This is a genomic window from Streptomyces sp. ISL-100 (assembly GCF_018614615.1).
Taxonomy (GTDB): Bacteria; Actinomycetota; Actinomycetes; order Streptomycetales; family Streptomycetaceae; genus Streptomyces.
Map to the genome: position 1 here is coordinate 22,336 of NZ_JAGGOK010000092.1, position 7,944 is coordinate 30,279.

7 protein-coding genes are annotated in these 7,944 nt (G+C 70.5%); 6 read left to right on the forward strand and 1 reads right to left on the reverse strand.

Annotated features, from left to right (window positions below; genetic code table 11):
• Positions 1-2 precede the first annotated feature (2 nt).
• Positions 3-704, reverse strand: coding sequence for a DUF461 domain-containing protein (locus tag J7E89_RS34425; protein WP_214979391.1), 702 nt, complete (start codon positions 702-704; stop codon positions 3-5).
• Between the two features lie 567 nt (positions 705-1,271).
• On the opposite strand from J7E89_RS34425, the gene J7E89_RS34430 reads away from it, so the two are divergent.
• The 6 genes from J7E89_RS34430 (at position 1,272) to J7E89_RS34455 (ending at position 7,932) form a co-directional block, all read left to right on the forward strand.
• Positions 1,272-1,754 carry a CarD family transcriptional regulator gene (locus J7E89_RS34430; RefSeq protein WP_006380568.1) on the forward strand — a complete coding sequence of 161 codons (483 nt, stop codon included), beginning with the start codon at positions 1,272-1,274 and terminating at the stop codon, positions 1,752-1,754.
• Between the two features lie 327 nt (positions 1,755-2,081).
• Complete coding sequence (gene ispD, locus J7E89_RS34435; RefSeq protein ID WP_214979393.1) at positions 2,082-2,837, forward strand: 2-C-methyl-D-erythritol 4-phosphate cytidylyltransferase; 756 nt, start codon at positions 2,082-2,084, stop codon at positions 2,835-2,837.
• A complete protein-coding gene (gene ispF / locus J7E89_RS34440) occupies positions 2,827-3,321 on the forward strand; it encodes a 2-C-methyl-D-erythritol 2,4-cyclodiphosphate synthase (protein ID WP_214979395.1) in 495 nt (164 codons plus the stop codon). Before ispD ends, ispF begins: the two co-directional genes overlap by 11 nt.
• A gap of 306 nt (positions 3,322-3,627) precedes the next feature.
• On the forward strand, positions 3,628-5,031 hold the full coding sequence (cysS, locus tag J7E89_RS34445; RefSeq protein WP_214979397.1) for a cysteine--tRNA ligase: 1,404 nt from the start codon (positions 3,628-3,630) through the stop codon (positions 5,029-5,031).
• A gap of 112 nt (positions 5,032-5,143) precedes the next feature.
• Positions 5,144-6,100 carry a 23S rRNA (guanosine(2251)-2'-O)-methyltransferase RlmB gene (gene rlmB / locus J7E89_RS34450; protein ID WP_214979399.1) on the forward strand — a complete coding sequence of 319 codons (957 nt, stop codon included), beginning with the start codon at positions 5,144-5,146 and terminating at the stop codon, positions 6,098-6,100.
• 107 nt (positions 6,101-6,207) lie between these two features.
• Positions 6,208-7,932, forward strand: a complete 1,725-nt coding sequence (locus tag J7E89_RS34455) for a DoxX family membrane protein (RefSeq protein ID WP_214979401.1) — start codon at positions 6,208-6,210, stop codon at positions 7,930-7,932.
• Positions 7,933-7,944: the final 12 nt, after the last annotated feature.

Here is a 7,944-nt window from a genome sequence, read left to right on the forward strand (position 1 = left end):
CGTCAGTGCCCCGCGCCGTGCTCGTCGGCATCGGCGTCGGCATCGGCGTCGGCAGAAGCGGTGACGCCCGCTGCGCCGGAAGCCGACTGCGACGGGGTGCCCGACACAGTGCCGGCCGGGCTGCCGGAAGCGGTGCCCGAGGGGGTCCCCGTCGCCGAGCCGGACGGCGCCTGGGCCGGCGGCTTCGGCAGCTCGCTCGGGCCGACGCCCTTGAAGTAGTGCGTCGCCGGAACCACGAACGCCCGCAGCTCGACCGCGCCGGTCTCGCTGAGCTCGAAGCGCACGGGCTGCGCGTCGCCGGCCTTCGCCGCCTCGCTGCCCTTCTGGATGACGGCGGAGGCGTTGCCGTCGCCACCGAGGAGGAGCGAGCCGCCGGCAGGCACGGTCAGCGGACCGGAGCCCTTGGCAGGGCTGAGCTTCACCTTGGCGCTGGTGCCGGGCAGCGTGATCGATTCGAGCGTCTCTGCCTTGGTGCCGTTGTTGAAGACCATCCCGGTGACGACCGCGGGGCCCTCGGCGTCGACCTCGGGCTGGGTGACGATCGTCGCGTTCTGGATCTTGATGTCGTCGACGGTGGTCGCGGCGTTGTCCGGCCTGACCCCGAGCGTCTGCGCGTCGTTGCCCGCACCACAAGCGGCAAGCGAAGCGATCGAGAACACGATGGCGGTGGCGGCGAGGGCACCGCGTCGAAGGCTGCGGCTCACGGTGGAGGCATCTCCTGTTAGACGGGTTCGAGCGGCGTAAAGCCGCCCTAAGGGTGTGTCAGCGCGCTTAGGTTACCGAGCCGTCGTCCGGCCCTCGCACCCGACCCGCCCCACCCGGCCCGCCCGTACCGGCCGCCGCAGGCCGGGACGCTTGTTTCGTACGCCGGTCACATAACGCGGGGAGGACGTGCGTGCGTCCCGAGTGCGGATTATCCGTAAGGAATGTATGGGGGTCCGGAGAATTGATCACCGCCGCCACTGATCAATTCCGGATTCCGGCCGAACGGGTGACCGATCACCGAACGGAGTACATCAAGTTCACCGCTTGGAACCCGGCAAACCGGGACGTTCAGCCCCTTCGGAGAGCTCTGCGGTGTGTGTAACGTACGCGTTTCTCTCCGCCCGCACAGCCGCTCCGACCTGCGAATACCCGCTTCCGGAAGGCCTGCGCAGCACGTTCCTGTTGCTGTTGTCAAGCCCCGAGATATGCCCTGACCTGCGGAAACGCCATTCAGAAGAAGCCGTTTCCGTGTTACTCTGGATAGCCACGGAAGGGGTACCTGTCACATGACGTTCAAGGTTGGCGACACCGTGGTCTATCCCCATCACGGGGCCGCACTGATCGAGGCTATCGAAACTCGCCAGATCAAAGGTGTGGACAAGACCTACTTGGTGCTCAAGGTTGCCCAGGGTGACTTGACTGTTCGTGTGCCTGCGGACAATGCGGAGTTCGTCGGTGTACGCGATGTAGTCGGTCAGGAAGGGCTCGACCGGGTCTTCGAGGTGCTGCGCGCACCTTATGCCGAAGAGCCGACGAACTGGTCCCGGCGCTACAAGGCAAATCTCGAGAAGCTCGCCTCCGGTGATGTCATCAAGGTCGCCGAGGTAGTGCGCGACCTGTGGCGCCGTGAGCGCGAGCGCGGTCTCTCCGCAGGTGAGAAGCGCATGCTCGCCAAGGCGCGCCAGATCCTGGTGAGCGAGCTCGCACTCGCGGAGAACACCAATGAAGACAAGGCCGAGGCTCTGCTCGACGAGGTCCTCGCGTCCTGACTCCGGGTCCAGGGGCTCCTCTCCTGATACCCAAACATGAGTAACGATGCCGTGGTGCCCGCTGACAAGGTTCTCCAGCCCTTGTCAGCGGGGCGCTGCGGCATGTTGCTTTCTCCGCTTTTTCCTCCGCGCGCCCCTGATCCCAGGTGTGTGATCCCAGGTGCCTCTCTGGTGTGCCGGGCCCGGGCAGCTGGCTCGACCAGTCGTCACGGAAGGGGCCGGTCAAGGCGTCGCGCCCGGCACGCTGTGGCCATACCCACGAAGGCCGCGGACACAAACCTGGCGGACCCAAACCCGTCCCCGAAGCTGTCGGCCCCGGAGCTACCGATGACAGACGAATCGCGCCCCACGCCCACCCCGCGCACCGCCGCCGTGATCCCCGCGGCCGGCCGCGGGGTACGGCTCGGCCCCGGCGCCCCCAAGGCGCTCCGTGCGCTGAACGGCACCCCCATGCTGATCCACGCCGTACGGGCCATGGCCAACTCCAGGGCCGTGTCGCTCGTCGTCGTGGTGGCCCCGAAGGACGGCGCCGTCGAGGTCAAGAACCTCCTCGGCGAGCACGCGCTGCCCGAGCGAACGGACTTCCTGGTCGTACCGGGCGGTGAGACCCGCCAGGAGTCGGTGCGGCTCGGGCTGGAAGCCCTCCCGGCCGACATCACCGCCGTGCTGGTGCACGACGCGGCCCGCCCGCTCGTGCCCGTCGACACCGTCGATTCGGTCATCGAGGCCGTACGGGACGGCGCGCCGGCCGTGGTGCCGGCGTTGCCGCTGGCCGACACCGTCAAGGAGGTCGAGCCCGGGGAGAAGGGCGAGCCCGAGCCGGTCGTCGCCACGCCCGTGCGGGCACGACTGCGCGCCGTACAGACTCCGCAGGGCTTTGACCGGGCGACGCTGGTGCGCGCGCACGAGACGGTCGCGGCGAGCGGGGAAGGTGCCACCGACTGCGCCGGCATGGTCGAGCAGCTCGGGGTGCGGGTCGTGGTCGTACCCGGCCACGAAGAGGCATTCAAGGTGACCCGGCCGCTGGACCTGGTCCTGGCCGAGGCGGTACTTGCCCGCAGGAGGGCCAACGATGGCTTCTGACATGCCCTTGCTCCCTCTGGTCGGGATCGGAACCGACATCCACGCCTTCGAGGAAGGCCGCGAGCTCTGGTGCGGCGGTCTGCTCTGGGAGGGCGAGGGGCCCGGCCTGGCGGGCCACTCGGACGCCGATGTCGTCGCGCATGCCGCCTGCAACGCGCTCTTCTCCGCGGCTGGACTCGGTGACCTTGGCGCGCACTTCGGCACGGGGCGGGCGGAGTGGGCCGGCGCGTCGGGCATCACGCTGCTGACGGAGGCGGCGCGGATCGTACGGGCCGAAGGTTTCACGATCGGCAATGTCGCGGTCCAGGTCGTCGGCGTACGCCCGAAGATCGGGAAGCGGCGGGACGAGGCGCAGAAGGTGCTTTCGGCGGCGGTCGGTGCGCCGGTTTCGCTGTCGGCCGCGACGTCGGACGGGCTCGGGTTCACGGGCCGGGGCGAGGGTCTGGCCGCCATCGCCACGGCGCTGGTGGTCCGTACGGGTTGAGTGGTCGGCGCCTGCGGCGGGCCTTTCCCCACCCCGCCCCTTCCCGCTGTGACATTTTGCGGCTCCGCCGCGTGGGAGCTCCGCCCCAGACCCCGCTCCTCAAACGCCGGAGGGCTGAGAGTTGCCGCAAGCGGCAAATCCAGCCCGTCCGGCGTTTGAGGACACGCCCGTAGGGCGTCTGTGTGGTCTGGGGGCTGGGGCCTGCCCCCAGTTCGGGAAGGGGGTGGGGAAAAGCTCCGCAGGACACTTCCCCCCAGTACCGGCAAGGGTCGCAAGGCACTGTCGTCCGCCCACTACCCTGGTGTAGTGACTATTCGGCTGTACGACACCAGCGCCCGGCAGACTCGCGACTTCTCCCCGCTCACGCCGGGCTGCGTCTCGATCTACCTCTGTGGCGCTACCGTGCAGGCCGCCCCGCACATCGGCCACATCCGGTCGGGGCTGAACTTCGACATCATGCGCCGCTGGTTCACCTACCGCGGCTACGACGTGACGTTCATCCGCAATGTCACGGACATCGACGACAAGATCATCAAGAAGTCGGCCGAGCAGGGCCGCCCCTGGTGGTCCATCGGGTACGAGAACGAGCGCGCCTTCAACGACGGTTACGCCGCCCTCGGCTGCCTCCCGCCGACGTACGAGCCCCGCGCCACCGGGCACGTCACCGAGATGGTCGAGATGATGCGCGGCCTCATCGAGCGCGGGCACGCGTACGAGGCCGACGGGAACGTCTACTTCGACGTGCGGTCGTACCCGGGGTATCTGGAGCTCTCCAACCAGGAGCTCGACAATCTCCTCCAGCCCTCCGGCGAAGGCGAGACCGGCAAGCGCGACCAGCGCGACTTCGCCATGTGGAAGGCCGCGAAGCCCGGCGAGCCGAGCTGGGAGACCCCGTGGGGACGCGGGCGTCCCGGCTGGCACCTGGAGTGCTCCGCGATGGCCCACAAGTACCTGGGCCAGGCGTTCGACATCCACGGCGGCGGGATTGACCTGATCTTCCCGCACCACGAGAACGAGATCGCCCAGGCCAAGGCCTTCGGTGACGACTTCGCCAAGTTCTGGGTGCACAACCACTGGGTCACCATGGCCGGCGAGAAGATGTCGAAGTCGCTCGGCAACTCCGTGCTCGTGAGCGAGATGGTCAAGGCGTGGCGCCCGATCGTGCTGCGCTACTACCTCGGTACGCCGCACTACCGCTCCACCATCGAGTACAGCGAGGAAGCCCTGCGCGAGGCGGAGTCCGCCTTCGCGCGCATCGAGGGCTTCATCCAGCGGGTCGTTGAGAAGGCGGGGGGCGACGTCGAGCCCGCGGCCGAGGTCCCGCCGGCCTTCGCCGAGGCGATGGACGACGACCTGGGCGTCCCTCAGGCGCTCGCGATCGTCCACACCACCGTGCGCCAGGGCAATTCCGCGCTGGCCGCCGACGACAAGGACGAGGCTGTCGCACGGCTGGCTGAGGTACGGGCCATGCTCGGCGTCCTCGGTCTCGACCCGCTCGCCGAGCAGTGGTCGGGCGGCGGCACGGAGCGCGGCGAAGACCTGCACGGGGTCGTCGACACGCTCGTACGCCTCGTACTCGACCAGCGGCAGTCGGCCCGTGACCGCAAGGACTGGGCGGCGGCCGATGCGATCCGGGACCAGCTCCAGCAGACCGGCCTCGTCATCGAGGACAGTCCGTCGGGCCCGCGTTGGAGCCTCGGATCGCGCTGAGCGGCGGGCCGGGCACCGTGCGCGGCACACGCGATGTGCCGTCCGGTGTCCCGGGCGGCACACTTTCACTTATACGTACATACGTCTGAAGCAACGGAACAGGTAACAGGTCATGGCCGGGAACAGCCAGCGCAGGAACCGCCGCACGTCCAACAAGAAGGGCGCTACGGTCGGCAGCGGTGGCCAGCGACGCCGCGGCCTGGAAGGCAAGGGCCCGACGCCGCCCGCCGAAGCCCGTAAGAAGCACAAGAAGAACCGCATCGCCACCGCCAAGGCCAAGCAGGCCGCGGTCCGCCGTCCGGCTCCCCGCCGTGGTGGGGCCAAGGGCACGTCCGAGATGGTCGTCGGCCGCAACCCCGTCTTCGAGGCGTTGCGCGACGGCGTCCCGGCGACCACGCTGTACGTCCAGCAGTACATCGACAACGACGAGCGGGTGCGCGAGGCGCTCCAGCTCGCGGGCGAGCGCGGCAACATCAACCTGATGGAGGCGCCGCGTCCGGAGCTCGACCGGATGACGAACGGCCTGAACCACCAGGGCCTCGTCCTCCAGGTCCCGCCGTACGAGTACGCGCACCCGGACGACCTCACGGCAGCGGCGTACGACAAGCACGAGGACCCGCTGATCGTCGCCCTCGACGGCGTGACCGACCCGCGCAACCTCGGCGCGATCGTCCGCTCCGTCTCCGCGTTCGGCGGCCACGGCGTGGTCGTGCCGGAGCGCCGTGCGGCGGGGATGACGGCCGGCGCGTGGAAGTCCTCCGCCGGTACGGCGGCCCGTACGCCGGTCTCCCGCGTCACCAACCTGACGCGCGCCCTGGAGGGCTACCAGAAGGCCGGGGTCACGGTCGTCGGCCTGGCGGCGGACGGCGAGCACACGGTCCAGGACCTGGAGCAGCTGGGCGGCCCGGTCGTCATCGTCATCGGCAGCGAGGGCAAGGGCCTCGGCCGCCTGGTCGGCGAGACCTGCGACTACCTGGTCCGCATCCCGATGCCGGGCGGCGCGGAGTCGCTCAACGCCGGTGTCGCGGCGGGGATCGTGCTGTGGGAAGCGGCGCAGCGCCGACGCTGAGCGGGGTTGTGGGCAGAGTCTGTTATGTCCCGGTAAGGGTGTCTTGACGGGTCTCGGACAGATTCGGAGCGTCAAGGCAGTGTCCTAAGTACACGTCACTCGGTTAGATGAGTGTGGACACCAGAACACCCGGGTTCGACGATCAGCCCGCCCTGAGCATGGTCAAGGTGCCCTGCGATCCGGCGCAGGTCATCGTCAACCACGCCAGCTTCCGCGTGCAGCTCGCCCCGGCCCAGAGCCGACGGCCCGTCCCGCCGTACGCGGGGGCGGGCGGTGTGGGCAGCGGGCTGGGGGAAACGGCGCGCGTTCCGGCGATGGCCGGTGCGGCCGCGAGCCGACGGCGTGCGCCCGTCGTCTGGAGCGGGAAGTCGGAGCCGGGAGACCCCGGCGCGACCGGGCTCCTCCAGGCCGTACGCAACTCCTCCTCCGCCCCCTCCGTCGGCGAGCGGGCCGACAGCGGCGCCACGCAGGTCATCCCCCGTATCTCCGTCGGCGAGCAAGCCGGGAGCGCAGAGGACACCGCGGCGATCCCCACCGTCGTGGGGCCGCGCAGGTCCGAGCCGCCCATGACGCAGATGCTGCCCAGGATGAGGCAGACCGTCGGCGCGTACGACACCCCTGAGCGGGACGGGGACGGCGAAGACGCCTACGCCCGCCAGTTCGACGACGACGATTACGACGAGGACGACTACGAGTACGGCGCGGACGGTGAGCGCGCGCGGCGCGGCGGCGCCGACGCGGTCCGGCACGCGTACTACCCCGGGCGGCGGATGAACCTCGGCGTGGTGCTCCTGCCGCTCCGGGTGTTCCTCGGCTTCATCTCCATCTACGCCGGCATGGGCAAGCTCTGCGACCCCGTCTACTTCGACGGCGGCGAGCGCGGCTCCATGGTCAAGTGGCTTACGTCGCTGCACCCCTGGGCCCTCGCCGAGCCGCTGCGCGACTTCGCGCTGAGCCACCCGGTGGGCGCCGGCCTGACCGTGGCGTTCCTCCAGGTCGTCGTCGGCGTGCTGACGGTGCTGGGACTGTGGCAGCGCGTCGCCGCCTGCTTCGGGACCCTGCTCTCCGCCGCGCTGCTCATGACGGTGAGCTGGAAGACCGTACCGGCGTACGACGCGCCCGACATCATCTACCTCGCCGCCTGGTCGCCGCTGATCATCGCGGGCGCGCCGGTCTACTCCATCGACGGCCGGCTCGCCGGCGAGGCCTGGCGCAAGCTCGGACCGCGCTCGGAACTCTGGGAGCTGCGGCGGCGCGTACTGCGGCGCGGCGCCGTCGTCGCCACCCTGGTCGTCGGACTGACACTGCTCATCGGCTCGATGCTGGGCGGGGCCGTACGTTCCTCGGACCTGGTGACGGTGCCGGGGCCGAACGACGACCCGACCAACCACCTCCCCGGGGCCCCGCTGCCCCAGGAGACCGGCAGCAGCACGGGCCGCGCCTCGCAGAGCCCGGCCAGCCGGACCCCCGCCCCGTCGGCGAGCAGCTCCGCCGGGCCGTCCGCCGGCACCACGACGCCCGGCACGGTCCGCGAGACCGGCTCGGTGGGCCCGGACGTCCAGCGGCCGAGCCAGACGCAGGGCAGCACGGCGGGCCAGGCCCCGACGCAGCAGCAGCCCCCGCCCCCGCAGGCGCCCACCACCAGCGCGGGACCGACGTCCAGCGGCGGCGCGGGCGGCACCACGGGCGGCGGCACCACCACCGGCGGTGGCACGACGGGCGGTGGCGCCGACGGCGGCACCACGGGCGGCAGCGGAACCGGCGGCAGTGGTGGCGGCAGCGGGAGCGGCGGCAACGGCGGCGGCCGGGTGATCGGCGGCCTGCTCGGCTAGAAGACTCATGAA